Here is a 26,107-nt window from a genome sequence, read left to right as displayed (position 1 = left end):
ATGAGCACGAGGACGGACACGCGCCGCGCACCCGCCCGCGGTGGCAAGGCCCCAGCCGGGAAGGCCCCCGCGCGGCCCAAGCGCGCGACCAAGCCCCCGGCCAAGCCCACGCCCGCACCGGCCGGGCGCACCCGGTCCGGGGACGGTGCGCAGGGACGGGCGCCGCGCATCCCCTTCGTCCTGCTCATCCTGTTCCTGCTGGGAGCCACGCTCGTCAGCCTGCTCGTCCTGCGCAGCGTCGTGGCGGAGGAGGCCTTCGCCATCTCCAACCTCAAGGAGGAGAACCGGGAGCTGTCCTACGAGGAGCAGCAGGGGCGCCGCACCGTCGCCGAGCTGGAGAGCTCCGGGCGCATCTCCGACGAGGCCGAGGCCATGGGCATGGAGCAGGGCGGGGAGCCCCCGCTCTTCCTCGATCCCGACACCGGTGAGATCAGCGGCGCCGCCGGGAGCGGTGAGTGAGCGCTCCCAGGGACCGGCGTCCCCGGGACCCGCGCAGGCCCGGGGCGGCCAACCGCTCGGGGTCCCGGCCCAACAGGAGGCCCCAGCGCGAGCCGCGCCGCCCCGACGGCGGCGCCCGCCCCTCGGCGCGAGCCCAGGGGCGTCCGGCGCGGGAGGCGCGCGGCGGTGAGCGCCCCCGCCGCGGGGGCTCCCCGCCCTCGCTCCCGCCCCTGCTGCGCCGCACCTTCCGCAGGGGCGAGCCGCCGGGCCGCATCAAGATCGGCGGGGCCCTGGTCATGGCCGTCCTGCTGCTCTTCGCCGGACGCCTGGTGCAGCTCCAGGTCGTGGAGGCCGACCACTACGCCGAGGCGGCCTCCAACACGCGCCTCCAGACCATCGACATCCCCACCCTGCGCGGCCAGATCACCGACGCCGACGGCAACCCCTTCGCGCTGTCGCTGGAGGTGCGCACCGTCTTCGTCGACCCCGAGATGGTCGCCGAGGACGAGCGCGACCAGCTCGTCGAGGAGCTCGTCACCCGCTTCGGCCTGGAGGAGGACGAGGTCGCCCAGAAGGTGGACGCCGCGCCCAGCCGCTACGAGGTGGTCGCCCGCGGGGTCCTGCCCGAGGAGTGGGAGGAGCTGGCCGGCCTCAACCTGTCCGGTCTGGGCTCGCAGACCTCCTACGAGCGCGTCTACCCGGAGGAGACCGGCGCCGCCGACCTCGTCGGCTTCGTGGGCGCCGAGGGCCACGGCCTGGAGGGGCTGGAGGGCTACCTCAACGACACCCTGGCCGGTGAGGCGGGCAAGCGCCGCGTCGAGGTGGGCGCCGACGGCACCCAGATCCCCATGGCGGGTGGCCTGGTCAGGGAGCCCGAGCCGGGCCAGGACGTGCGCCTGACCCTGAACCAGGACATCCAGTGGTACGCCGCCCAGACCCTCGCCGAGCGCGTGGAGGAGCTGGACGCCCAGGGCGGCAGTGTCATCGTGGAGCGGGTCGGCACCGGTGAGATCCTCGCCATGGCCGACTACCCCACCTACTCCCAGAGCGACATCTCCTCCAGCTCCGCCGAGCAGTGGTCCAACGGCGCGGTGGCCACGATCTTCGAGCCGGGCAGCACCAACAAGGTCATCACCATCGGCGCCGCCCTGGAGGAGGGGCTCACCACCCCGGAGACGGTCTACACCGTGCCCGACAGCATGCGGTACCTGGACCAGACGTTCAACGACTCCAGCCCCCACGAGACCCTGCGCCTGACGACCAACGGCATCATGGCCCAGTCCAGCAACGTGGGCACCATCAAGATCGCCGACCAGGTGGGGCGGGGCGTCCTGCACTCCTACCTGGAGGACTTCGGGCTCGGCCAGCCGACCGGGCTCCAACTGCCCGGTGAGCAGGCGGGCGTCCTCAACGATCCCGAGGACTGGTGGGGCACCCAGCTGCCGTCGGTCTCCATCGGCCACAGCCTGTCGGTGACCGCCGCGCAGATGGCGTCGGTGTACGCCACCGTCGCCAACGGCGGGGTGCGGGTGGAGCCCCGGGTGGTCGCCGGGACGGTGAACGCCCAGGGGGAGTTCACCCCGTCCGAGGAGCCCGAACAGCGGCGTGTGATCAGCGAGGAGACCGCCGGGCAGCTCGCGCTGATGCTGGAGGCGGTCACCAGCGACGAGGGCACCGCGCCCCAGGCCCGCATCGACGGGTACCGGGTCGCGGGCAAGACCGGTACCGCCAACCGGATCGACCCCGAGACGGGCGACTACGACGGCGGCGGGTACACGTCCACCTTCTCCGGGTTCGCGCCCGCCGACGACCCCGAGGTCGTCGTCCAGGTGGTGCTGCACGACCCGCAGGAGGACTACTACGGCGGCGAGGCCGCGGGACCGGTGTTCAACGACATCATGTCCTTCGCGCTCAAGACGCTGAAGATCCCGCCGTCGGGGACCGAGCCGCCCGCCATCCGGCTGTCGGAGGACCAGAGCGCCGGTTAGGCGGACTGGCCGAAAGCGTCGCCGGTGTGATGCGTGGGCCCTGACCTGCGTTGATCTTGTACTTGTCGCCGATCTCGGCGCTCGAACCCCGCCACAGGTACGAGATCACGGCCAATCGGGGCCGGGCCACCGGGTCAGGGCGCGGCGCGGTCCAGGTGGGCGCGCACGGAGCGCACGTGCTCGGGTCCGGTGCGGCAGCACCCGCCCACGAGCACCGCTCCGGCCTCGTACCAGCCCACGGCGGCGCGACCGAACTCCTCGGGCTCGGCCGTGCCGGTCCACCGCCCCCGCGCCGCGTCCCACTCCTCCCCGGAGTTGGGGTAGGCCACCGCCGGGACGCCGCACGCGGCGACCGCGCGCACCAGCGCGGGGACGTGCCGGGGCGCGGTGCAGTTGACGCCCACCGCCACCAGGCGCCCGTCGGCGTGCAGAGGGGCGAGTTCGGCGGCGACCCCGCGCAGGGGCGTGCCGTCGCTGACACGCTCGCCGTCCCGGCAGGAGAAGCTGATCCACGCGCGGGCGCCGGGGGTCTCGGCCAGCAGCCGGGCCAGCGCCCGGGCCTCGGCCGCCGAGGGGACGGTCTCGCAGGCGAGCAGGTCCGCCCCGGCGTCGGCGAGCACCCGCCAGCGCTCCCGGTGCCAGGCGTACAGGCCCTCCTCGTCCAGGTCGTAGTCGCCGGTGTACTCCGAGCCGTCCGCCCGTGCCGCGCCGTAGGGACCCACCCCGGCGGCCACCAGGCCGGAGCCGAAAGCGTCGCGCTCGGATCGCGCCAGTTCCACCGAGCGGGCGATCAGCGCCAGGGCCTCGGCCTCGGTGGCGCCACGCGCGGTCAGCGCCGGAACGCTCGCCTGGTAACCGGCGGCGATGGCCACGTCCGCACCCGCCTCGAAGTAGTCCCGGTGCACCCGGCGGACGAGGTCGGGCTCCTCGGCCAGCAGCCGCGCCGACCAGAGCCCGCCGCCCAGGTCGCGGCCGTAGGCCTCCAGGCGGGTCGCCAGCCCGCCGTCGAGCACCAGAGGGCGCTCCGACGGGACGGTTCCGGCCATGTGTCACCTCCGCGTCCGAGGAGACCTCCAGACTAGGCGTGGAACAGCCCGCCCGGGGCTGCCGGCCTGCCGCCGCACCGTCCGGAGCCCGCCAGGGCACAGCCGCTCTCCTCGCGGTCGTTGGTTCCGCGGATCCCGCCCGCCGGGAGCGCGCCCCCGGCCGAGAAGGACACAGGACGGTCATCGACGCGTGCGACGAACCCGCGTAACCTGGGCGAAACGCCCGGTTCGGGAAACCTCGGCGAACGCAGCGTGGAAATTACCGGCCGGTCGTCGACAGCGGTTAACCTCCACACGTGCCACCGGTAATGCGACCTGAACACACGCCACTTCGTCCACTGTCCGCCCTCGCAGCGCTGCTCGGGCCGGACGCCTCCCTCCTGCGCCCGGACCTGGGCGCGGACCGACCCCCCGAGGTGCCCGACAGGGAGGTGCACGTCCGCGGCATCACCCACGACTCCCGCAAGGTGGGGCCCGGCGACCTGTACGCCGCCCTGCCCGGGACCCGCGCGCACGGCGCCGACTTCGCCGCGCAGGCGGCCGATGCGGGCGCCGCCGCCATCCTCACCGACGGTGACGGGGTCGAGCGGGCCGCCGCCACCGGGCTGCCCGTCGTCGTGGTCCCCGACGCGCGCGCCGCGCTGGGCACGGCGGCCTCGTGGATCTTCAAGGACCCGGCGCAGGACCTGCTGCTGATCGGCACCACCGGCACCAGCGGCAAGACCACCGTCACGTACCTGGTCGAGTCGGGCCTGCGCCACGCCGGGATGCACACAGGCCTCGTCGGCACCGTGGAGATGCGTGTGGGCGACGAGCGCGTCACCTCCTCGCTCACCACGCCCGAGGCCACCGACCTGCACGGCCTGTTCGCCCTCATGCGCGAACGCGGCGTCTCCGCCGCCGCCATGGAGGTCTCCAGCCACGCCCTGGCCCTGGGCCGGGTGGGCGGCACCCGCTACGACGTCGCGGTCTTCACCAACCTGTCCCAGGACCACCTGGACTTCCACTCCGACCTGCGCGACTACTTCGACGCCAAGGCCCGCCTGTTCACCCCCGAGTACTGCGACATCGCGGTGGTCAACGCCGACGACCGCTTCGGCCGCGCGCTCGTGGACATGGTGCAGGCCGACGGCCGCGTCCCCGTCACCACCTTCGCCGTGGACGGCTACACCGACGCCGACCCCGCCACCGCCATGGAGGCCGACTGGCGGGCCGTGGACGTGCGTCTGGGCGCCATGGGGAGCGCCTTCCGCATCGTGGGCCCCGGCGGCATGGAGGCCAACGCCTCCATCGCCCTGCCCGGCCCCTTCAACGTCTCCAACGCGATGGCCGCCATCGTCGGATTGGTCGAGGCCGGACTGCCGCTGGAGACCGCGATCGCCGGTGTGGCCGCCGCCCCGGGCGTGCCCGGGCGCATGGAACCGGTCGTGGCCAACGCCGTGCCCCACGCCTTCCAGGACTTCACCGCGCTCGTGGACTACTCGCACAAGCCCGGCGCCATCGAGGCCGTCCTGACCGCCCTGCGCGCCACCACCGAGGGCGAGGTGACCATGGTGGTCGGCTGCGGCGGCGACCGCGACCGCGCCAAACGCCCGCTCATGGGCGAGGCCGCCGCGCGCCTGGCCGACCAGCTGGTCATCACCAACGACAACCCGCGCACCGAGGACCCCGTGAGCATCGCCGCGTCGATGCTCGAAGGGGTCGCCAAGGTCCCCGAGGAGCACCGCGCCCGGGTCACGGTGGAGTTCGACCGGGCCGAGGCCATCCGCATGGCCGTCGAGCGCGCCCGTCCGGGCGATGTGGTGGTCGTCGCTGGGAAGGGCCACGAGACCGGCCAGTACGTCAAGGGCGAGGTACTGCCCTTCGACGACCGCGAGGTGCTGCGCGCGGCCATCGAGGACCATCTCGGCATGAGCGCCCGCGAGCGGCTGGGCGTCGCCCTCCAGGACATCCACCGGGTGCCTGACCAGGGCTGACACCCCCGACACTCCCGGAGTGCGAACCGTCTGGACGAGGGGGCGCGGGCACGGACCGCGCCCCCTCCGCGTCCGCGCCGGACGGCGTCCGAGCGCTTCGGGGCAGGTGCGGGCCGACGGTCACGAAGTGGCGCATATTGCCGCCCGTGGGGCCCGACGGGATCCCGGACGCCCCAAGATGTTCTAAGGTAGGTCCGGCAATCGCAGCCCGACACGTGACGCCCCCGGTGGCGACCACGACGCGGCCCATGCCGACACCGTGGTGAGGCCCGGCGCGGCAACGCGCGGCATCCGCGGTGTCATCCCCTGACCTGAGACTCCGGCCGGGTGGCCAGCCGCCCCTGTGGCGTCGTGGACCGGGCCTGACATGAGGAGTGGATTTGATCGCGCTCACGCTCGATCGGATCGCTGAGATCACCCAAACCGCCATCGGCGGATCAGCGCGCCCCGAAGCCGTCGTCGACGGCCCCGTCGTCATCGATTCGCGGCAGGCAGCGCCAGGCGCGCTCTTCGTCGCCCTGGGCGGCGAACGCGTCGACGGACACGGCTTCGCCGTGTCCGCGGTCGCGGACGGAGCGGCGGCGGCCCTGGTCTCCCGGCCCGTCGACGCCCCCCACCTCCTGGCGGAGGGCGGGGACGAGGGAGTGGTCGCGGCCCTGACGCGGCTGGCCCGGCACGTCGCGGGAGAACTCAGCGATCCCCGCCGCGGAGCGGAGCGCGCCGAGGTCGTCGCGGTCACCGGATCCTCCGGCAAGACCACGACCAAGGACCTCATCGCGCAGGTCGTGGCCCGTATGGGCCCGACCGTCGCCCCGGCGGGCTCGTTCAACAACGAGATCGGTCACCCCCTCACCGTGCTGCGCGCCGACACCGGCACCCGGTACCTGGTCCTGGAGGCCGCCGCCCGCGGCATCGGGCACATCGCCCACCTGTGCGGCGTGGCCCCGCCCCGGATCGGCGTGGTGCTCAACGTCGGCAGCGCCCACATGGGGGAGTTCGGCGACCGCGACGCCATCGCCAGGGCCAAGGGCGAGCTGGTCGAGGCGCTCCCGCCGGGAGCCGCGGCCAGGGGCGGGGGAGGAGTCGCCGTCCTCAACGCCGACGATCCGCGCGTGAACGCCATGGCCTCGCGTACCCGTGCGCGCGTGGTCACCTACGGACTGGGGGAGGACGCCGCCGTGCGCGCCACGGACGTGGTCCTGCGCGACACGGGCGCCCCCTCCTTCACCCTCCACCTGGCCGGGCGCACCGCCCGGGTGGAACTGGCCCTCGTCGGAGCCCACCAGGTCCACAACGCGCTGGCCGCCGCCGCGGTCGCCGACGAACTGGGCATGGGCGTGGACGAGATCGCCGAGGCGCTCGGCGCCGCCACACCGGTCAGCCGGTGGCGCATGGAGGTCACCGAGCACGCCGGCGCCACCCTCGTCAACGACGCCTACAACGCCAACCCCGAGTCCATGCGGGCGGCGCTGACCACCCTGGGCGCCCTCGCCCGGGGCCGCCGCTCCATCGCCGTCCTGGCCCACATGGCCGAGCTCGGCGAGGACGGCGGGGTCGAGCACGAGAGGATCGGTGAGCTCGCCGCACGCACGGGCGTGGCCCACCTGGTCGTGGTCGGTGAGGCGGCCGAGGGCATCGCCGTCGGCGCCGAGGGCGCCGCGCGGCAGGGACTGTGGCAGGGCGAGAGCGTTCGCGTGGCGGACGTTCACGAGGCCGCCGCGGCGGTGCGCGCGCGGATGCGCACAGGAGACGTCGTCATTGTGAAGGGATCACGCGTGGCAGGGCTCGAAAGGGTTATCGACCTCATCATGGAGGGTGACGCCCGGTGATCGGCATCACTCTGGCGGCGGCCCTCGCGCTCGTCGTCTCCATGGGGCTGATGCCCCCGCTGATCAAGCTCCTGTACCGGTTCAAGTTCGGCCAGGAGGTCCGCGACGACGGACCCGAGGGCCACAAGACCAAGCAGGGCACGCCCACCATGGGCGGCATCGTCGTCATCCTCGGCGCCGTCGTGGGCTACTTCGGCTCCCACGTGGTGCTCCTGATCGTGCAGCCCAGCTCCAGCGGGCCCACCGCCTCGGGCCTGCTGGTGATGTTCCTGTTCGTCGGGATGGGCTGCGTCGGCTTCCTCGACGACTTCATCAAGATCTACAAGCGCCGCAGCCTGGGCCTGCGCAGCGGCGCGAAGATGGTCGGCCAGGCCATCATCGGCGTGGGCTTCGCCTACGGCGTCACCCTCTTCCCCAACGGCTACGGCTACACCCCCGCCGCCCCCAGCCTCTCCTTCCTCCGCGACTTCGGCCCCCCGCTGATGATCGGCCTGTTCGTCCTGTGGGCCCTCTTCCTCATCGTCGGCTTCTCCAACGCGGTGAACCTGACCGACGGCCTCGACGGCCTGGCCACCGGCGCGACGATCCTGTCCCTGGTCGCCTACGTCATCATCGGCAACTGGCAGCTGCGCCAGTCCTGCGTGTCCTACCTCTCGGACAGCTGCTACACGGTCCGCGACCCCCTGGACCTGGCCGTGGTGGCCGCCTCCGTGCTCGGCTCCTGCATCGCCTTCCTGTGGTTCAACGCCCCGCCCGCCAAGATCTTCATGGGCGACACCGGCTCCCTGGCCCTGGGCGGCCTGATCGTGGGTCTGGCCATCACCACCCGCACCCAGCTCCTGCTGCTGCTCATCGGCGGCCTGTTCGTCATCATCACCCTGTCGGTGATGGTCCAGATCACCTCGTTCCGCCTCACCGGCAAACGTGTGCTGCGCATGGCACCCCTCCAACACCACTTCGAGCTCAAGGGCTGGGCCGAACCCACCATCGTGATCCGCTTCTGGATCATCCAGGGCCTGTTCGTGGCGATCGCCATCGGGCTCTTCTACCTGGAATGGATGCCGAGGTAGGCATGGCGCACCACGCTTCCGACACACCGTCCGGCCCCGCACCGGAGGGCGCACCCCTGGAGGGGCGCCGGGTCTGCGTCGCGGGCCTGGGCGTGTCCGGGCCACCCGTGGCCAGGGCGCTCCTGGCCCGCGGGGCCCGTGTGACGGTCGTCGACGGCCGCGACGACGACACCGTCCGCCCGGTGGCCGACCGGCTCCGGTCGGAGGGCGCCGAGGTGGTCCTGGGAGCCACCCCGCTGCCCGGGGACTGTGACCTGGTCGTCACCTCGCCCGGCTGGCGCCCCGACTCCCCGCTGCTGGTCCGGGCCGCCGAGGCCGGGATCGAGGTCATCGGGGACGTCGAACTCGCCTGGCGGCTCAAGCCCGCCGACCAGGTGTGGCTGGCCGTGACCGGCACCAACGGCAAGACCACCACCGTGCGCATGCTGGAGGCGATGCTCCGCGCGGACGGCCGCGACGCGCTCGCCGTCGGCAACGTCGGCACCCCGGTGGTGGAGGCGGTCCAGCCCGACGCCGAGGGCCGCGTCCGCGAGGTCCTGGCCGTGGAGCTGTCCAGCTTCCAGCTGCACTGGTCCTCCAGCCTGCGCCCGCACGCCGCGACCGTCCTCAACGTCGCCTCCGACCACCTGGACTGGCACGGCGGCCTGGACCCCTACGCCCGCGCCAAGGGACGGATCTACGGGCCGGGGGCCGTCCGCGTCGTCAACACCGCCGACGCCTGGTCGGTGCGTCTGGCCGAGGAAGACGGCGACCCGCACACGCCGCTGGTCGGCTTCCGCCTGGACACGCCCCGCGCGGGCGAGGTCGGCGTGGTCGAGGACCTGCTGGTGGACCGGGCCTTCGTCGAGGACCCGCACAGCAGCGCCGAGGAACTGGCCACGCTCTCCGACGTGCGCCCGGCCGCCCCGCACAACGTCGCCAACGCCCTGGCCGCCGCCGCGCTGGCCCGCTCGGTGGGCGTGGCGCCCGCCTCGGTCCGGGCCGGGCTGACCGCCTTCGAGCCCGAGCCGCACCGCATCGCCTTCGTGGCCGCGGCGGGGGGCGTGGACTACGTGGACGACTCCAAGGCCACCAACCCGCACGCCGCCGCCGCGTCCCTGGGCTCCTACCCGTCCGTGGTCTGGATCGCGGGCGGCCTGCTCAAGGGCGCCGAGGTCGACGACCTGGCCGCGATGGCCGCCGACCGCCTGCGCGGCGCCGTGCTCATCGGCGCCGACCGCGCCCGGCTGCGCGAGGCCCTGGCCGAGCGCGCCCCCGGGGTGCCGGTGCTGGAGGTCGAGGGCCCCGCCGAGGGGGACCGCACCGTCATGGACGCGGTGGTCGCCGCCGCCGCCTCCCTGGCCGAGGAGGGGGACACCGTGCTGCTGGCGCCCGCGGCCGCCTCCATGGACATGTTCACCGACTACCACGAACGGGGCCGCCTCTTCGCCGAGGCCGTGCGCCGTTTGCCCTGAGTGACGGTTCGCTGCCCGTGCGTGACCAAGTGCGCGCGGGCGGCCCCCGCTGTGCCCTCCGCCACGCCCCGGGCCGCCAAAGATGGCCAACACGCGCGAAATGTCCACGGCTTCCCACCCGCCGGTACGCCAGTATTGAGGCGCGAATTTCGTGCGGAGGGTGTGGATGGCGGCGACGACGGCGGTTCCCGGGGCGACCCGGTCCAAGGCGCGCGCGGCGGCGGGCGGGCGCGAGCGCGCCCTGTGGCGCGAGTGGGTCCGCCTGCTGGACCGGCCGCTCACCTCGTACTACCTGATCCTGGGTACCTCGGTCCTGCTCATCGCGCTGGGCCTGATGATGGTGCTGTCCTCCACGATGGTCAACTCCATCGACGAGACCGGCTCGGCCTTCTCGATGTTCCAGCAGCAGCTGGTCTCGGCCGCCCTCGGCCTGCCGCTGATGTTCCTCGCCTCCCACCTGCCCCAGCGGATCTTCCGCCTGGTCGGCTACCCGGCGATGATCGTCTCGGCGGCACTGCTGCTGCTCACCGTCTTCCAGGGCGTGGAGATCAACGGCGCCACCCGCTGGCTGGACCTGGGCGGCCTGATCATCCAGCCCTCCGAACCGGCCAAGCTCGCCTTCGCCCTGTGGGGCGCCAACATCCTGGCCCGCAAGGAGGAGCTGCGCGAGCTCACCGAGTGGCGGCACCTGCTCATCCCGCTGCTGCCCGGATGCGGCCTGCTGGTCCTGCTGGTGCTGATGGGCTCCAACCTGTCCACGGGCCTGGTGTTCCTGGTCACCTTCCTGGGCCTGCTGTGGGTGGTCGGCGCGCCCGGCAGACTCTTCGGGGCCATGTTCGGCCTGGTCCTGGGGCTGGCCGCCATCGCCATCGCCATCGAGCCCTACCGCCTGGCGCGCGTCACCTCCTTCCTGGACCCCGAGGCCGACCCCCTGGGCTCGGGCATGCAGTCGCTGCACAGCCTCTACGCCCTGGGCACCGGCGGGATCTTCGGCGTCGGTATCGGTGAGAGCCGTGAGAAGTGGGGCTTCCTGCCCTTCGCCGAGTCCGACTTCGTCTTCGCCATCATCGGCGAGGAGTTCGGCCTCATCGGCACCCTGCTCATGCTCGTCCTGTTCGGCATGCTCGGCTACGCCGGGCTGCGCGTGGCCTTCCGCGTCAAGGAGCCCTTCCCCCGCCTGGCCTCCTTCGCCATCGTCACCTGGATCATGGGCCAGGCCATGATCAACATGGGCGCCGTCATCGGACTGCTGCCCGTCACCGGCGTCCCGCTGCCCCTGGTCTCCTACGGGGGCTCGTCCCTGGTGACCACCATGGCGGCCCTGGGCGTGCTCCTGGCGCTGGCCAAGACCGAGCCCGAGGCGCGCAAGGCGCTGGAGGCCCGGGGTCCCAGTCGGGCGCAAAGGGCTCTAAGCTGGCTGGGCCTGGACAACATCGCCGCCTCGGTCAGCAACCTCGGCGGCGCGGCGGCGTCCGGGCGACCCACCACGGCACGCGGCCCACGCACGGCGGGCGCCCGCGGTGGCAGGACAACGGCCAAGCACAGGAGCGGACCGGTCCCGGCGGGTGACCGGCCAAGGAGGAATCGGCGACGATGAGGGTAGCCCTCGCCGGAGGCGGCACGGCCGGGCATATCGAGCCCGCACTCTCCCTTGCGGACGCGCTGCGGCGCATGGACCCCAGCACGGAGATCCTCTGCCTGGGCACCGAACGGGGCCTGGAGACCCGTCTTGTGCCCATGCGCGGCTACGAGCTGGGCATCATCCCGGCAGTCCCCCTGCCGCGCAGGCTCACCCCGCAGCTGCTCAGCGTGCCCGGCAAGCTCGCGGGCGCCCTCAGCGCGGCCGGTGAGCAGCTGGACCGTCTCCAGGCCGACATCATCGTCGGCTTCGGCGGCTACGTGGCCACGCCCGGCTACCTGGCCGCCCGCCGCAGGCGCATCCCCATCGTCGTCCACGAGGCCAACCCCCTGCCGGGCCTGGCCAACCGGCTGGGCGCGCGCCTGACCCCGCACGTGTTCACCGGCCACCCCCACACCCAGATCCGCAACGGCCGCTTCGTCGGCATCCCGCTGCGCGAGCAGATCACCTCGCTCGATCGGCTGGCCATGGGCGACAAGGCCCGTACCTACTTCGGCCTGCGCCACGACCTGCCCACCCTGCTGATCTTCGGCGGCTCCCAGGGCGCCCAGCGCATCAACGAGACCGCCTACGCCGCCCGCGACGCCTTCCGCGACAGCGGCGTCCAGGTCCTGCACGTGGTCGGCCCCAAGAACGCCGACGAGCCCCAGGACCTCACCCAGATGGGCGTCCCCTACGTCGCCGTCCCCTACGTGGACCGCATGGACATGGCCTACGCCGCCGCCGACGTGGCCATGTGCCGCTCCGGCGCGATGACCTGCGCGGAGCTGACCGCCGTCGGCCTGCCCGGCGCGTTCGTGCCGCTGGCCATCGGCAACGGGGAGCAGGCCCTCAACGCCGAGCCCATCGTCCAGGCGGGCGGCGGGATGATGGTCAACAACGCCGACGTCTCCGTCGAGTGGATCACCCGGCAGCTGATCCCGCTGCTCACCGATACCGACCGGGTCGTGGCCATGTCCGAGGCGGCCGCCCGGATGGGCCGCCGCGACGCCGACATGGAACTGGCCCGCGAGGTCACGGCCATCGCCCGCGGCGACAAACCCACGCCCGACATGTCCGTGCCCGAGGACGACGGCGACGAGGCCTTCTACGACGACGGGAAGGACACCCGATGAGCCTGGTGCGGCAGACCGAGCCGGTGCCCGTGGACAAGCTGGGCCGTACCCACTTCATCGGCCTGGGCGGAGCGGGCATGTCCGGCATCGCCCGTGTCCTGCTCCAGTCGGGAGTGGAGGTCTCGGGCAGCGACGCCCGCGACAGCGACACCCTGCGCGAACTGGAGCAGATGGGCGCCGACGTCCACGTGGGGCACGCCGCCGACAACCTCGGCACCGCGGAGACCCTGGTGGTCTCCTCCGCCATCCGCGAGGACAACCCCGAACTGGTCGAGGCGCGCCGCCGGGGCCTGCGAGTGCTGCCCCGGGCCGCGGCCCTGGGCGCGCTGCTGCTGGGCCGCGAGGGTGTCGCCGTCTCGGGCACCCACGGCAAGACCACCACCACGTCCATGGTCGCCGTGGTGCTCCAGCACGTGGGCGCCGACCCCGGCTACGTCATCGGCGGCAAGCTGGTCACCACCGGCCTGGGCGCCGACGCCGGGATCGGCGAGGTCATCGCGGTGGAGGCCGACGAGAGCGACGGCTCCTTCCTCATGCTCTCCCCCAAGATCGCCGTGGTCACCAACGTCGAGGCCGACCACCTGGACAACTACAGCGGCATCGAGGAGATCCACGCCAACTTCGCCTCGTTCGTCGACCGGGTCGAGCGCACGCTCGTCGTGGGCGTGGACGACCCCGGCGCCCGCCGGGTGGCCGAGCTGGCCCGAGAGCGCGGCAAACGGGTGCTCACCTACGGCGAGGCCGAGGACGCCGACTACCGCGTCACCCGGGTGCGCGCCCGCGGCTTCACCACCGAGTTCACCATTCGCACCGCGGGCGGGGAGCCCGTGGACGGCCAGCTCGCCGTTCCGGGCCGCCACAACGTGCTCAACGCGGCCGCGGCCGTCGCGGTCGCCGACGAGTTGGGCCACGACCTGGAGGTGGCGGTGGAGGGCATCGCCGACTTCGCCGGCGCCGCGCGCCGCTTCGAGTCCAAGGGCGAGGCGGGGGGAGTGGCCGTCTACGACAGCTACGCCCACCACCCCACCGAGATCGAGGCCGACCTGCGCGCCACCCGGGCGGCGCTGGAGTCCCTGGCCGAGGAGGCGCGCGAGGCCGGTCGGGAGCACGCCGGGGGCAGGGTCCTCGCCCTGTTCCAGCCGCACCTGTACAGCCGCACCCGCATCTTCGCCGAGGAGTTCGCCGCCGCGCTGAGCCTGGCCGACGAGGTCGTGGTCACCGAGGTCTACGCGGCCCGCGAGGACCCCGAGCCCGGGGTCACCGGCGAGCTGATCACCTCCCGTGTCGCGCACGACCGCGTGCGGTACGTGCCCGGCCGCGACGAGGCCGTGCGCCGGGTGGCCGAGCTGGCCCGCCCCGGTGACATCGTGCTCACCATGGGCGCGGGCGACGTCACCGATCTGGGGCCGCGCATCGTCGAGGCGCTCGCCGAGAGGGCCGACGGCATCGGGAACTGACGCGGGAACGGCGAACGACGGGGGAAGCGGTCGAGCAGACACACGGAAGGGGCGTAGGTGGTCGCTGAGCAGGAGGAGGCCGCTGAACAGGCGGTGCCGCGCAAGCGGTCCGACCCCTGGAAGTTCGCCTTCGTGGCGCTGCTGGTGGTCGCCCTGGTCTGCGTGGTCGCCTGGCTGCTGCTCGGCTCCCGCCTGCTCGTGGTCCGCGACGTCGCGGTCACCGGCCTGGACCGGATCCCCTCCGAGGAGGTGGTCGCGGCCGTGGGCGTGGCCACCGGGACACCCCTGATCAGGGTCGACCTCGACCGGAGCGTGGAGCGCGCCGAGGCGCTGCCCCTGGTGGAGTCGGCCACGGTCAGCCGCGGCTGGCCCGCCACCCTGGAGGTCGAGGTGGTCGAACGCCAGCCGCTGCTGGCCGTCCGGGTGGGGGAGGACTACCGGCTGGTCGACGCCGACGGCGTGCGCATCGAGGACGCGCCGAGCCTTCCCGACGCCTACCCGCTGGTCCGCGTCACCGGGGAGGTCGAGGGCAACGAGGCCGTCGCCGCGGCCGCCGACATCGTCGAACGGGCACCGGACTCCCTCCTCTCCCGGATCCGGCTCATCGACGCCACCGACCCCGAGGCGATCACCGTCGAACTCGCCGAGGACGCCCGCGTCGAGTGGGGCTCGCCCGAGGAGACCGCGCGCAAGAGCGACGTCCTGCGGGTGCTCATCGGCGAGCACCCGCCGCAGGAGGACCGCGTCTACGACGTGTCCGCGCCCGACCTCGCCGTCGTGAGGTGAAGCGTTCCCAGGCACAGGAGAGGGAAGGGGCGCGGGCGGGGGCCGAGTCGGAGGGTCCCGGCGGGACCCGCGGGCGGCCTGCGCGGACATTCCAGACGCGACGCGCCGAGGGCGCACATCGCTTCCCCGTGTTGTGCGCCGTTAGGCTGAACTCGTCATCGGTTGCCCGTGGTCGGCGGTCCGCTTACTGTCGGGAAACACAACCGAACGTCAACAAAGCACCAGAACAGGCTTTTCGGGTACGCGGGAACCGTTCCGCCCCACGGCGGACCGCACCAGCCCTCCCCGGGCGGGTGGACGGAGGCTCCGGCGGTCCGGGGTCCCCCGGTCACGGCGTCGTGGACGACCCGTCGGGGAACCCGAAACGCACACTGTAGAACCGGATGCCGGACCAACGGCGCCTCCGGTGGCGCACAGCCACCGGACGCGGTGACGGAACGGCGTAAGCGAGCGGAAAGGCCCCTCGTCGTGGCAGCACCGCAGAACTACCTCGCGGTCATCAAAGTCGTCGGCATCGGCGGCGGCGGTGTCAACGCCGTCAACCGAATGATCGAAGAGGGGCTCAAGGGCGTCGAGTTCATCGCCATCAACACTGACGCCCAGGCGCTGCTGATGAGTGACGCAGACGTCAAGCTGGACGTCGGGCGCGAACTCACCCGCGGCCTCGGAGCCGGCGCCAACCCCGATGTCGGCCGCAAGGCGGCCGAGGACCACCGGGAGGAGATCGAGGAGGTCCTCAAGGGGGCCGACATGGTCTTCGTCACCGCTGGTGAGGGCGGCGGAACCGGAACCGGGGGCGCCCCGGTGGTGGCCAACATCGCCCGGTCCCTGGGCGCCCTGACCATCGGCGTGGTCACCCGCCCCTTCGGGTTCGAGGGCAAGAGGCGGGCCACCCAGGCCGAGTCGGGGATAGCGATGCTCCGCGAGGAGGTCGACACCCTCATCGTGATCCCCAACGACCGGCTGCTGTCCATCTCCGACCGCCAGGTCAGCGTGTTGGACGCCTTCAAGGCCGCCGACCAGGTACTCCTGTCCGGTGTGCAGGGCATCACCGACCTGATCACCACGCCGGGACTGATCAACCTGGACTTCGCCGACGTCAAGTCGGTCATGTCCGGGGCGGGCTCGGCGCTCATGGGCATCGGGTCGGCGCGCGGGGACGACCGGGCGGTCGCGGCGGCGGAGATGGCGATCTCCTCACCACTGCTGGAAGCGAGTATCGACGGGGCCCACGGCGTGCTGCTGTCCATCCAGGGCGGCTCGGACCTGGGGCTCTTCGAGATCAACGAGGCGGCGCAGCTCGTCGCGAACTCGGCGGCGCCCGAGGCCAACATCATCTTCGGCGCCGTCATCGACGACGCCCTGGGCGACGAGGTGAGGGTCACCGTCATCGCGGCCGGCTTCGACGAGCCGGAGGGCGTGCTCCCGGTGATGCGGGAGCGCCAGCCGGTGGACCCTCCTGAGGCCGCCGCCCCCAAGGCAGGCATCACGTCCAGCAGGGAGGAACGGACCGCTCCGGCGGCGCCCGCCTCCGCGGACGCGAGCGGGGCGTCGGCCGCCAACATGCCGTGGATCACACCGTCCCGTCCGGCCGAGCCCGCCCCGGAGCCGCAGTGGACGCCGTCGGCGACCCAGGCTCCGCCGGTCCAGCAGCCGGTCGAGGCCGAGCCCGCCCACCAGGAGCAGTACACCCAGGCCGCTCCGGCCGAGCCGGGCCCGGCACAGCAGACCCCGTCCCACGGCACGTCCGCCTTCCAGGCGGAGGCCCAGCCCGCCGAACCGGTTCGCGCTGAGGAGCCCGCTCCGGTCGAGGAGGAGCCCGCGGCGCGCGAGGGCGGCCACGCGGGCCACATCCACGCGGTCTCGGACGCCACCGCCGAGCGGCGCGGGGACGTGCCCACGCCCCGGCGCCGGGTCATCTTCGACGACCCCGACGACCTCGACGTCCCGGAGTTCCTGAAGTAGCTCCGACCCCGGCCCCCGGGCCGGGGTCGTCGCCGCTTCCGGAGCGGTGTCCGCCCAGCCGGGGACGGTTCGGGCGGTGGTAGTGTCCTGGACCGGGGGGACGGCGAGGCGGGCCCCGCGGGAGTCCGCTCCCGCAAGGAGCCCGCGCCGGGGCCGGGATCCGGCCGATACCGGCCACCGGCCTCGAACGCCCGCCGGGCGACGCGGCCCGGGAACCCCCTCCGGCAGGAGCGGGGAGGAAACACCACCGGATGAGCAACGTCATCGACCTGGGCCACGGGATCCGTGCCGCCGTCACCGAACGGCACGGAGGAGTGAGCGCCCCGCCCTACGACTCTCTCAACATGAGTCTGGGCTCGGAGGACGAGCGCGAGGCGGTGCTCGCCAACCGCAAGATCGCCGCCCGCGACCTGGGGTTCGACGTCGACCGGGTCGTGTGGATGCACCAGGTGCACAGCGCCGACGTCCTCGTGGCCACCGGACCCGGGGGCGCGGGCACCTGCGACGGGGTGGTCACCACCCGCTCCGACCTGGTCCTGGCCTCGATGGCCGCCGACTGCCTGCCGGTCCTGGCCGCCGACGCCGAGGCGGGCGTCCTGGGCGCCGCGCACTCCGGCCGCCTGGGTACCGCGCACGGTGTGGCCGCCAACCTGGTCGCGGCGATGACCGATCAGGGAGCCCGCGCCGACCGGATCACCGTCTTCCTGGGCCCCGCCATCTGCGGCGGGTGCTACGAGGTCCCGCCCCACGTGCGCGACGAGACCGCGCGCGGGGTCCCCGAGGCCGCCTGCACCACGAGCCGGGGCACCACCGGAGTGGACATGCGCGCCGCCGTCACCGCCCAGCTGCGCCGGGCGGGCGTCACCGACATCCGGGCCGACGGCCGCTGCACCCTGGAGAGCCCCGAACTGTTCTCCCACCGCGGTCAGGCGCCGACCGGCAGGTTCGCCGCCTTCCTCTGGCGCGTCTGAACGTCGCACCCGGCTACCAGGATGGTGCCGTGGGACCACCGGGACAGCCCGGTTTCCTCTCCCGCCTCCGTCATGTGTCGGGACCCGTGCGTCTCCCGGGCGGTTCCGTGCCCAGCGGGGCCGGGGGCACCGTGGCTCCCGGCTCCGCTGGGCGCGGGGCCCCGACGGCCCCGACGGGCCCGGCGTTCCCGAGGTCCGGGGTCCCCGGGGTGACGGGGGTGTAGGAAGTAGAGCGAGTGGGATCCGTCCCAGCGAAAGAAGGAGCACCGTGACACACGCCGACCCGGCTCGCGTTGAGCAGGTCCGCGCCAACCTCGCCGCCGCGCGGGCCAGGATCGAGGCGGCCTGCGCCAAGGCCGACCGCGGCCCCGACGAGGTGTCGCTGGTCGCCGTCACCAAGACACACCCGGCCTCCGATGTGCGGATTCTCGCCTCACTCGGCGTGACCGACGTGGGCGAGAACCGCGACCAGGAGGCGGCACCCAAGGCCGCCGAGACCGCTGACCTGGGTTTGACCTGGCACTTCGTGGGCCAGTTGCAGACCAACAAGGCGCGCTCGGTGGCCTCCTACGCCGACGTCGTCCACTCGGTGGACCGGGCCAGGCTGGCCCGGGCGCTGGGGGAGCGCGCCGCCGCGGCCGGACGGAGCCTGACCTGCCTGGTCCAGGTCAACCTCGACGCGGACTCGCGGGCCGGGGTGATCGGTCCGCGCGGGGGAGTCGACCCGGAGGACGCACTCGAACTCGCCGCGCGGATCGAGGAGCACGAGGCGCTCGCGCTGGGCGGCGTCATGGCGGTCGCCCCCCGCGAGGGCGATCCCTCGGCCGCCTTCGCCAGACTCCAGGAGGTCGCGACCCGTATCCGCGATCGCTATCCTCGGGCGACGGTGGTGTCCGCGGGCATGAGCGGGGACCTGGAAGCGGCGGTCGAGCGAGGCGCGACACACCTGCGACTCGGTACGGCGTTGCTCGGCAACCGGGGACCGATCGTGGGGTAATGTCCCCACATAGACCTTGGAACCCGTCTGTGGAGTTCGCCCGAATGGACGCTCTCCCCGAGAACGGACGGGACAGTGCGAAGGAGTCGGCTGCGGTGAAGGCCGCGGGGACGACGGAGGACATGAGATGGCCGGCGCGATGCGCAAGATGGCGGTCTACCTCGGCCTCGTGGAGGACGACCGTTACGATCACCGCTATGCGGACGAATATGATGAGTTCGACGATTTCGACGAGGGGGTGGAAGAGCAGCGTGAACGCGACGCTGACGCCCCGCCCGGCGAGGAAGCGCGAGGCGACGTGATGGACACCGGCGGTTACCTGGGCTCAGGTCGCGGTGGCACGACCACGACCGCTTCCACCGCCGACCTCGCGCGGATCACTACGCTCCATCCGCGTACCTACAACGAGGCGCGTACCATCGGAGAGCACTTCCGAGAGGGTACGCCGGTGATCATGAACCTGACCGAGATGGTCGACAGCGACGCCAAGCGTCTGGTCGACTTCGCGGCTGGTCTGATCTTCGGTCTGCATGGCAGTATCGAACGCGTCACCAACAAGGTGTTCCTGCTGTCCCCGGCCAACGTCGAGGTGACTGCCGAGGACAAGGCGCGGATCGCCGAGCGAGGGTTCTTCAATCAGAGCTAGAACGTCACATTTGTCCAGAGATTGGGTCGAGGAACGACCGTGAGTACCGTCCTGTCCGTGCTGATCATCATCCTGCAGCTGTTTGTCTTCGTGCTGTTGGCCAGGGTGATCCTGGAGATGGTGCAGTCCTTCTCCAGATCGTGGCGCCCCACGGGGTTCGTGCTCGTGATCGCCGAGATCGTGTACACGATCACCGACCCGCCACTGAGTTTCCTGCGTCGGTTCATCAAGCCCGTACGTCTGGGGAGCATCGCGCTCGACCTGAGCGTCCTGGTGCTCTTCTTCGGCGTCTACATCTTGATCGCACTGCTCGGGAGCTTCGCCTAGCAGGAGAGTAGACGTAGGCGGAAGGAACCGCCCCGGATTCCGCTATGTGGTCTTGGTCATGATCTGGATTGCCGTAAGGTCACGATCATGTAGCGTCCCTACGGACAGACTCCAAGCGCGCCAAGGAGACGAACATGCCGCTGACACCCGCTGATGTGCGGAACAAGCAGTTCAGTACCACCCGGCTCCGACCGGGATACGACGAAGAAGAGGTCGACGCCTTCCTCGACGAGGTCGAGTCCGAGCTCGACCGCCTGATCCAGGAGAACGAGGAACTGCGCGGCAAGCTGGCCGAGTGCCTGCGGGGCAAGGTGCCCAACGCCGGCATGCAGGACTTCCAGCAGCAGGACCAGGCGCCCGAGCCGCAGCAGCACGAGCAGATGCGTCCCGAGCCCGTCCAGCCGCCGCAGGCCGTCGAGCCCCAGCCCCCGGTCCAGCAGCAGCAGATGCAGATGGCCGGTCCCGGCATGGGCATGGGCGGCGAGGAGAACATGGACACGGCCGCCCGTGTCCTGGCCCTCGCGCAGCAGACCGCCGACCAGGCGATCTCCGACGCCCGCCGCGAGGCCGACGAGACCCTCGGCCGCGCCCGCCACGAGTCCGAGGACATCCTCGGCAAGGCCCGCCGCCAGGCCGACCAGATCATCGGTGAGGCCCGCGCCCGCTCCGAGAACCTCGACCGCGACGCGCAGGAGCGCCACCGCCAGGTCATGGGCAGTCTCGTCCAGCAGCGCGAGGAGCTGGAGCACAAGGTCAACGTGCTCAAGGACTTCGAGCGTGAGTACCGCAGCCGCCTCAAGGACTACTTCGAGCGCCAGCTGCGCGAGCTCAAGAGCGAGGAGGAGAAGGCCCAGGAGCTGAACAACCCGAACACCACGGGCGGCTTCCAGACCATGGCTCCGCAGACCGGCGGGACGCCCTCGCTCCAGCACGGCCCCTCGGGCAACCCGTTCGGGCAGCCCGAGCCGGCCCAGCACGGCGGGTTCCACCCGGGTGAGCCGCACGAGCGCCGCTGATCGCCGCGGCGTCTGCTCGAACAACTGAAGACTCCGGCACAACACGTGTAAAGGTCCTGGTCGACCCGTGATCCTTAGCATCCTCGCAACCGTGGCGGTGCTGACGGCTATCGCCGTCATCGTGGCCGCCCTGGTGTTCGCCGAGACCCTCCTGGTGTACGTGGCACTGGGACTGGCTGGCGTCAGCGTTCTCCTCCTACTGGGGGCGTTGCTCCAGGGAAGGTCCGGCAGCGGGGGCAGACCGGATCGGACGGACGGTTTGGGGAAGGCGTCCGTCCCCGTCATGGCCGCCACGGCGGCAGCGGCGGTACCCACCGCGCACGTGGAGTCGGAGAACCCTGGGCGCGTACCCGCACCGGCCTCCGCGCCGGTGCGGGAGCCGCATGCCCCGGAGCGGCCCGCCTGGCCGACTCCGGCCGCGGAGGACGCCGGTCACGGAGAACCCGAGTACGACGTCCCTCGCTGGCAGACCCCCACGGCACACGACTGGCCGGAACCGGACACGGCGGCGCACGCCGCCGCCCCCTCCGCTGAGCCGGTCCCCTCCTGGGCGGCGCCCTCCGAGGAGGAGCAGCCGCTCCGCGCCCCGGCGCCCTGGGAGAGCGAAGCTGACACCGCCGACGCGGCCGACACCGCCGCGAGGGCGGAGTGGGACGAGTGGAGAGACATCGCCGCCGCCGAGGACGGACCCGACACCGGGGACGAGACCGGCGAGCGCACCGCGGCCGCCCCCGGCGCCGCATTCACCTATGACATTCCCGGCCGTACCCCGGCCGGTGACGGCTTCTCCGCCGAGGACCGCCCCCCGTTCGGGGAGGACGCGGTCGAGGAGGACATCGACGACGCGTCCCTCGCGGACGCTCCCGAGGAACGCGCCAGCGAGGACGGCGGCAAAGAGCGGGACGGCTCCGCGTTCGCCTCCGAGGAGCCCTTCGTCTACAGCATCCCCCGTCCGGCGGAGGCCGTGGAGGAGTGCTTCCCCGAGGACGGGGGTCACGGGTCCGGAAACGGAGCCTCGGACGCGGCCTTCTTCGCCGACGACGTTCCCGAGGACGAGGACGGCGACAGGGACGGGGCCGACGGTCAGCGGACCGGCGCTTCGGACAGGGCCTCGTTCGCCTACGACGTCCCCGGCCGGGAGACCGTCGAGGAGGACGCCTTCGAGGACGACCCCTCGCGCGGTGACGACTCGCGGGCCGCGTGGGACGCGGTCGAGGAGGACATCGACGACGCGCCCTTCGCGGACGCCCCCGAGGAGCGCGAGGCCGGGGAGCCCAGCGAGGATACGGCCACCGCCGGGGCGGACGGGGCACATGATCCCGACGAGGCGGCCGTGCCCACCGCTGACCACGAGGACGCCCCGGACACCCCGGAGGCGCACGCCCCGGAGCGGACCCCGGGCGGACCTGAGACGGCTGTTCTCCCGGTGCTCTCCGGTGACTCCGAGCCGGAGGAGGGGCACACCCCCGACGGCGATCGCGGCGACGATGAGGACGGCGCGCGGACCGGAGAGGCCCCGGCCGACGCCGAGCCCGACCCGGAGGACCCCGGGGAGGACGGATCCTCCGCCGTCCGGACGGACCACTCCGCCGACGACCCCGGGGACGGTCCGGACGACGGGGCTCAGGAGGTCGCCGACCGCACCTCCGGCACCGCCTCCGACGACGCCTCCGATACCAAGCGCTGAACCGCGACGAGGGCGCCGCTCACCCGAGCGGCGCCCTCGTGCGTTGACGTCCTCCCGGGCCGAGGGAGGGCGACTACGGGACTGCGCGGCGAACCGCATGACGGTGGTACCGCACGGCTCGGGCCGCACGGAGGCGCGGCGGCCACCGCGGCGCGCGAACCCGCAGCCGCCAGGCGGAAGCGGCCCGGCCCACCCGCCGGGGGCGGACGGCCCGGACCGCTTCGGCCACGGCCTGCGGTCAGGCCTTGCGGAACCCGAAGGTCACACCGACCTCCTCCGAGGAGGCGGTGTGCAGCTCCCGGCCCGGCTCACCGGCGACGAACGCGTCGGCCAGCACCTCGGCGGCGATCGCCCGGCCGTGCTCGGCGAGCGCCAGCTCGGTGGCCTCGTCCGTGACCGTCCACCACACCTCGATGCGGTCCGACACCTCCAGCCCGCTCCTCTTGCGGGCCTCCTGGAGCATCCGGACCATCTCGCGGGCCAGACCGGCGCGGCGCAGTTCCGCCGTCAGCTCCAGGTCCAGGGCGACGGTCTCGCCCGACTCCGAGGCCACCGCCCAGCCCTCGCGGGGCTGCTCGGTCACCAGCAGCTCGTCGGCGCTCACCTCCACCGGCTCGTCCTCGACGTGCACCCGCGCCCAGCCGGTGTCGCGCACCTGCCGCACCAGTTCGGCCGGGTCGGCGGCCTGGACGGCCTTGGCCACCAGCGGCGTCCGCTTGGCGAACCGCTTGCCCAGCGCCCGGAAGTTCGGCTTCACACTGAAGTCCACCAGGTCGCCGCTCACCGAGGACAGCGAGTCCAGCGAGGCCACGTTCAGCTCGTCCGCGATCTGGCCGCGCAGCTGCTCGGGCAGGTCCGTGAAGCCCGGGGCGCCCACCAGGGCGCGGGCCAGCGGCTGGCGGGTGCGCACGGCCGAGTCCACCCGGGCCGAGCGGCCCAGCTCTACCAGGCGGCGGGTCAGCGCCATGTTCCGGGACAGCTCGGGGTCGATCAGGTCCTCGCGGACCTCGGGCCAGGAGGCCAGGTGCACCGAGTCCGGGGTGCCCGGGCGGCGCAGCGCCGACCACACGTGGTCGGTCAGGAACGGCACGATCGGCGCCATCAGCAGGGTGACGGTCTCCAGGGCCTCGAAGAGCGTCGCGAACGCCGCGGCGCCCTCGGGGGTGGCGGCTCCGCCCCAGAACCGGCGGCGGGAGCGGCGCACGTACCAGTTGGACACGTCGTCCACGAACGCGGTCAGACGGCGTCCCGCGGTCGTGGTGTCGAAGGTGTCCATCGCCTCGGTGACGTCGCGGACGACCTCGTTCAGCTCCGAGAGCAGCCACCGGTCCAGCAGGGGCCGGTCCTGCGGCGCGGGCGCCGAGTCCAGCAGAGCGTGGTCCCAGCCCTCACCGGCGTTCGCGTACAGGGTGAAGAACGACACGGTGCTGTGGTAGGTCAGCAGCACCTTGCGGACGATCTCCTCCAGGGCGGCGTGGCCCACCCGGCGGGCTGTCCACGGCGAGCCGCTGGCCAGCATGAACCAGCGCAGGGCGTCGGCGCCGTGCCGGTCCATCACCGGGATGGGTTCCATGACGTTGCCCAGGTGCTTGCTCATCTTGCGGCCGTCCTCGGCGAGGATGTGGCCGAGCACGACCACGTTCTCGAACGAGTTGCGGCCGAACACCAGGGTGCTCACCGCCAGCAGCGAGTAGAACCAGCCGCGGGTCTGGTCGATGGCCTCGGAGATGTACTGCGCCGGGAAGTTCTCCCGGAAGGTCTCCTCGTTCTGGTGCGGGGCGCCCCACTGGGCGAAGGGCATGGAGCCGGAGTCGAACCAGGCGTCGATGACCTCGGGGACGCGGCGGGCCACCCGCTCCTCCTCGGGAAGGGAGGGGTCGGCGTCCGGGTCGGGGATGACGATGTCGTCGACGTAGGGGCGGTGCGGGTCCAGCGACGACAGGTCCTGCCCGCTGAGGCGGCCCAGCTCCTCCAGGGAGCCCACGCAGATCCGGCGCCCGTCGGGGAACTCCCAGATCGGCAGCGGGGTGCCCCAGTAGCGGTTGCGCGAGAGCGCCCAGTCGACGTTGCCGCGCAGCCACTCGCCGAAGCGGCCCTCCTTGACGTTCTCGGGCACCCAGTGGGTGGCCTGGTTCTGCGCGATGAGCTCGTCCTTGACCGCGGTGGTGCGGATGTACCAGGACGGCACCGCGTAGTACAGCAGCGCCGTGTGGCAGCGCCAGCAGTGCGGGTAGGAGTGCTCGTAGCTGACGTGGCGGAAGAGCAGGCCGCGGTCGCGCAGGTCGCGCACCAGCGTCTTGTCGGCCTCCTTGAAGAACACCCCGCCCACCAGCGGCAGGTCGGCCTCGAAGGTGCCGTCGGGGCGGACCGGGTTGACCACGGGCAGGCCGTAGGCGCGGCACACCACCATGTCGTCGGCGCCGAAGGCGGGCGACTGGTGCACCAGGCCGGTGCCGTCCTCGACCGTGACGTAGTCGGCGAGCACGACGTAGTGGGCGGGCTCGTCGAAGGGCACCAGGTCGAAGGGGCGCTCGTAGGTCCAGCGCTCCATCTCGTCGCCCTCGAAGCTCTCGCCGGTGAGCTCCCAGCCCTCGCCGAGGACCTTCTCGAACAGCGGGCGCGCCACGACCAGGCGCTCCTGGCCGTCGGTGGCCACCACGTACTCCACGTCCGGGTGCACGGCCACGGCGGTGTTGGAGACCAGCGTCCACGGGGTGGTCGTCCACACCAGCAGCGAGGTGGGGTGCTCGGCGGCGGCCAGCGGGCCCGAGGTCACCGGGAAGCGCACGTACACCGACGGGTCGGTGACGGTCTCGTACCCCTGAGCGAGCTCGTGGTCGGACAGCGTGGTGCCGCAGCGCGGGCAGTAGGGGCTGATCCGGTAGTCGCGGACCAGCAGGCCCTTGTCCCAGATCTGCTTGAGCGCCCACCAGACCGACTCCACGTACTGGGGGTCCATGGTGCGGTAGGCGTCGTCCATGTTCACCCAGTAGCCCATGCGCTCGGTCATGGCGGTGAAGGCGTCCACGTTGCGCAGGACGGACTCGCGGCAGCGGTCGTTGAACTCGGCGATGCCGAAGGACTCGATGTCCTTCTTGCCGGACAGGCCCAGCTCCTTCTCCACGGCGACCTCGACGGGCAGGCCGTGGCAGTCCCAGCCCGCCTTGCGGTCCACGTGGTAGCCGCGCATGGTGCGAAAGCGCGGGAAGACGTCCTTGAACGCGCGGGCCTCGACATGGTGCACGCCGGGCTGGCCGTTGGCGGTGGGCGGGCCCTCGTAGAAGACCCAGTTGGGGCCGCCGCGGGTCTGGTCGAGCGAGCGCTGGAAGACGTTCTCCTTCGACCAGCGGCCGAGGATCTCGCGCTCCATGGCTGGCAGGTCGATCTGCGCGGGCAGCTGGGGCAGCGCGCGGGGTTCGGGCCGGGGGTCGTTGGCCACCGTCGTACCTTTCCATCAGGTGTGCTCCTGACGGAGGGACGAGGCGTGCGGCCCCGCGGTACCACCCTCCTTGGACCGCGGCCGTGCCGCTGGGCGGCGGGCGGCGGATCCCTCTTCGTTACGCTGTGCCGGTTCTACTGGGACGCCTCGCGTCCGTTCCTCCGGCGGCTCCGGGGTGATCTTCGCGCTGGTCGTACCCCCGGGCTCGCACCGCCCCCGGGTCGCTTGGACGGGTCGGCCGTTCTAGGCTGTCTCGCGTCC

Annotated in this window: 19 protein-coding genes; 17 read left to right on the top strand and 2 right to left on the bottom strand. The window is 72.6% G+C overall.

Features of this window, described 5'->3' with window-relative positions:
- Positions 1–459 (top strand): cell division protein FtsL, encoded by a 459-nt coding sequence (gene ftsL, locus ACSIH6_RS01590; protein ID WP_435105796.1) that lies wholly within the window; start codon positions 1–3, stop codon positions 457–459.
- Entirely contained in the window at positions 456–2,426 is a 1,971-nt protein-coding gene (locus ACSIH6_RS01585) for a peptidoglycan D,D-transpeptidase FtsI family protein (protein ID WP_435105794.1), read from the top strand. The genes ftsL and ACSIH6_RS01585 overlap by 4 nt, the downstream gene beginning before the upstream one ends.
- Positions 2,427–2,560: 134 nt before the next feature.
- Here the strand turns inward: ACSIH6_RS01585 and mmuM are convergent, their stop codons facing one another.
- Complete coding sequence (gene mmuM / locus ACSIH6_RS01580) at positions 2,561–3,472, bottom strand: homocysteine S-methyltransferase (protein ID WP_435105792.1); 912 nt, start codon at positions 3,470–3,472, stop codon at positions 2,561–2,563.
- A 308-nt stretch (positions 3,473–3,780) separates the two neighbouring features.
- Here mmuM and ACSIH6_RS01575 point away from each other — a divergent pair, with 308 nt between their 5' ends.
- The 15 genes from ACSIH6_RS01575 to ACSIH6_RS01505 all read left to right on the top strand — a co-directional run bounded on the left by ACSIH6_RS01575 (position 3,781) and on the right by ACSIH6_RS01505 (position 22,407).
- The gene (locus tag ACSIH6_RS01575) at positions 3,781–5,448 is read left to right on the top strand and encodes a UDP-N-acetylmuramoyl-L-alanyl-D-glutamate--2,6-diaminopimelate ligase (protein ID WP_435105790.1); all 1,668 of its coding nucleotides are present in this window, start codon (positions 3,781–3,783) and stop codon (positions 5,446–5,448) included.
- Positions 5,449–5,828: 380 nt separating this feature from the next.
- Entirely contained in the window at positions 5,829–7,277 is a 1,449-nt protein-coding gene (locus ACSIH6_RS01570; RefSeq protein WP_435105788.1) for a UDP-N-acetylmuramoyl-tripeptide--D-alanyl-D-alanine ligase, read from the top strand.
- Positions 7,274–8,347: a phospho-N-acetylmuramoyl-pentapeptide-transferase gene (gene mraY, locus ACSIH6_RS01565; RefSeq protein ID WP_435105786.1), complete on the top strand. Its 1,074-nt coding sequence runs from the start codon at positions 7,274–7,276 to the stop codon at positions 8,345–8,347. The genes ACSIH6_RS01570 and mraY overlap by 4 nt, the downstream gene beginning before the upstream one ends.
- Positions 8,348–8,349: 2 nt before the next feature.
- Complete coding sequence (gene murD, locus ACSIH6_RS01560; protein ID WP_435105784.1) at positions 8,350–9,801, top strand: UDP-N-acetylmuramoyl-L-alanine--D-glutamate ligase; 1,452 nt, start codon at positions 8,350–8,352, stop codon at positions 9,799–9,801.
- 166 nt (positions 9,802–9,967) lie between these two features.
- A complete protein-coding gene (gene ftsW / locus ACSIH6_RS01555; protein ID WP_435105782.1) occupies positions 9,968–11,398 on the top strand; it encodes a putative lipid II flippase FtsW in 1,431 nt (476 codons plus the stop codon).
- Entirely contained in the window at positions 11,395–12,555 is a 1,161-nt protein-coding gene (gene murG / locus ACSIH6_RS01550) for an undecaprenyldiphospho-muramoylpentapeptide beta-N-acetylglucosaminyltransferase (protein WP_435105780.1), read from the top strand. The genes ftsW and murG overlap by 4 nt, the downstream gene beginning before the upstream one ends.
- Positions 12,552–14,012, top strand: coding sequence for a UDP-N-acetylmuramate--L-alanine ligase (murC, locus tag ACSIH6_RS01545; protein WP_435105778.1), 1,461 nt, complete (start codon positions 12,552–12,554; stop codon positions 14,010–14,012). The genes murG and murC overlap by 4 nt, the downstream gene beginning before the upstream one ends.
- 57 nt (positions 14,013–14,069) lie before the next feature.
- Positions 14,070–14,798, top strand: a complete 729-nt coding sequence (locus ACSIH6_RS01540) for a cell division protein FtsQ/DivIB (RefSeq protein ID WP_435105776.1) — start codon at positions 14,070–14,072, stop codon at positions 14,796–14,798.
- Positions 14,799–15,266: 468 nt separating this feature from the next.
- Complete coding sequence (gene ftsZ, locus ACSIH6_RS01535) at positions 15,267–16,763, top strand: cell division protein FtsZ (RefSeq protein ID WP_435105774.1); 1,497 nt, start codon at positions 15,267–15,269, stop codon at positions 16,761–16,763.
- A gap of 251 nt (positions 16,764–17,014) precedes the next feature.
- Complete coding sequence (gene pgeF, locus ACSIH6_RS01530) at positions 17,015–17,734, top strand: peptidoglycan editing factor PgeF (protein ID WP_435105772.1); 720 nt, start codon at positions 17,015–17,017, stop codon at positions 17,732–17,734.
- A gap of 268 nt (positions 17,735–18,002) precedes the next feature.
- Positions 18,003–18,731, top strand: coding sequence for a YggS family pyridoxal phosphate-dependent enzyme (locus ACSIH6_RS01525; RefSeq protein ID WP_435105770.1), 729 nt, complete (start codon positions 18,003–18,005; stop codon positions 18,729–18,731).
- A gap of 127 nt (positions 18,732–18,858) precedes the next feature.
- Positions 18,859–19,377: a cell division protein SepF gene (locus tag ACSIH6_RS01520; protein ID WP_435105768.1), complete on the top strand. Its 519-nt coding sequence runs from the start codon at positions 18,859–18,861 to the stop codon at positions 19,375–19,377.
- A gap of 39 nt (positions 19,378–19,416) precedes the next feature.
- Entirely contained in the window at positions 19,417–19,704 is a 288-nt protein-coding gene (locus tag ACSIH6_RS01515; protein WP_061078491.1) for a YggT family protein, read from the top strand.
- 134 nt (positions 19,705–19,838) lie between these two features.
- On the top strand, positions 19,839–20,720 hold the full coding sequence (locus tag ACSIH6_RS01510) for a DivIVA domain-containing protein (RefSeq protein ID WP_150253673.1): 882 nt from the start codon (positions 19,839–19,841) through the stop codon (positions 20,718–20,720).
- Positions 20,721–20,811: 91 nt separating this feature from the next.
- Positions 20,812–22,407: an AAA family ATPase gene (locus tag ACSIH6_RS01505; protein ID WP_435105765.1), complete on the top strand. Its 1,596-nt coding sequence runs from the start codon at positions 20,812–20,814 to the stop codon at positions 22,405–22,407.
- Positions 22,408–22,645: 238 nt separating this feature from the next.
- Here the strand turns inward: ACSIH6_RS01505 and ileS are convergent, their stop codons facing one another.
- Positions 22,646–25,846 carry an isoleucine--tRNA ligase gene (gene ileS / locus ACSIH6_RS01500; RefSeq protein ID WP_435105763.1) on the bottom strand — a complete coding sequence of 1,067 codons (3,201 nt, stop codon included), beginning with the start codon at positions 25,844–25,846 and terminating at the stop codon, positions 22,646–22,648.
- Positions 25,847–26,107: the final 261 nt, after the last annotated feature.

The organism is Nocardiopsis synnemataformans, assembly GCF_965343085.1.
Classification (GTDB): Bacteria; Actinomycetota; Actinomycetes; order Streptosporangiales; family Streptosporangiaceae; genus Nocardiopsis; species Nocardiopsis alborubida.
The sequence above is the reverse complement of the archived record's forward strand: the minus strand, read 5'-3'. Positions and strand labels throughout refer to the sequence as shown.